This is a genomic window from Embleya sp. NPDC056575, from assembly GCF_042793325.1.
In the GTDB taxonomy this organism is placed as follows: domain Bacteria; phylum Actinomycetota; class Actinomycetes; order Streptomycetales; family Streptomycetaceae; genus Embleya.
Genome location: NZ_JBHTVA010000212.1, coordinates 263 through 1010 on the forward strand (window position 1 = coordinate 263; position 748 = coordinate 1010).

Genomic DNA, 748 nt, shown 5'->3' on the forward strand with positions numbered 1-748 from the left:
AGCTTGGACCAAGGGCAAGCGTCGTCACGGTTCCGGGCTCCTGAGGGGTGAAGGAAGAGTACGGCGGTCCTGGGACGGCCGTACGGCAGCACATCAGTACTGTCGGCCAAAGCTATCAACGCACAGTGTCCGTGCCAGGTTCCACCAGTGCCCCCAGGATGCACTGTGCGCCCGCTGGGACAAAGCTGTGGACCATGGGCATCGATGAATACGGAGGCGGCCAGGGACCCCAGTCGGACGTCCTGGTCGTGACGACGAACGACGCGCCCGGCTACCGCGTCCAGCAGGTCATCGGCGAGGTCTTCGGCCTCACCGTGCGATCCCGGCATCTGGGCAGCCAGATCGGCGCGGGTCTGAAGTCGATGATCGGCGGCGAGCTCAAGGGGCTCACCAAGACCCTCGTGGAGACCCGCAACCAGGCCATGGAACGACTCGTCGAGCAGGCACTCGTGCGAGGGGCGAACGGCGTGCTGATGATGCGGTTCGACGTGACCGAGGCGGCGGACGTGGGCACGGAGGTGTGCGCGTACGGCACCGCGGTGGTCCTGGTGAAGGAGTAGGGCGCGACCGGCCGCAGAACCGGAATCCGGTAAGGGGCACCCGCAGTGGCGGGTGCCCCTTACCGTCTTGCCGTCAGGCTTCCCGGGAGTGCCGGGCCGCGTTCGCCGTGATCGCGTCCCTGAGGTGCTCGGCGAGACCCGGGCGCATGGAGTCGTAGTACGCCTTGAAGCGTTCGTCGGACACGTAC

Annotated in this window: 2 protein-coding genes; one reads left to right on the forward strand and one right to left on the reverse strand. The window is 67.0% G+C overall.

The features are described from left to right. The first annotated feature begins 194 nt into the window (after positions 1-194). Entirely contained in the window at positions 195-560 is a 366-nt protein-coding gene (locus tag ACFRCG_RS48835) for a YbjQ family protein (protein ID WP_097225190.1), read from the forward strand. Between the two features lie 73 nt (positions 561-633). Here the strand turns inward: ACFRCG_RS48835 and ACFRCG_RS48840 are convergent. Then, on the reverse strand, positions 634-748 hold a 115-nt coding region (locus tag ACFRCG_RS48840; RefSeq protein WP_380043138.1), incomplete at its 5' end, for a TipAS antibiotic-recognition domain-containing protein.

What these genes read in the sequence shown, in the direction of transcription:
- ACFRCG_RS48835 (WP_097225190.1), top strand. Translation starts at nt 195, where the DNA reads ATGGGCATCGATGAATACGGAGGCGGCCAGGGACCCCAGTCGGACGTC.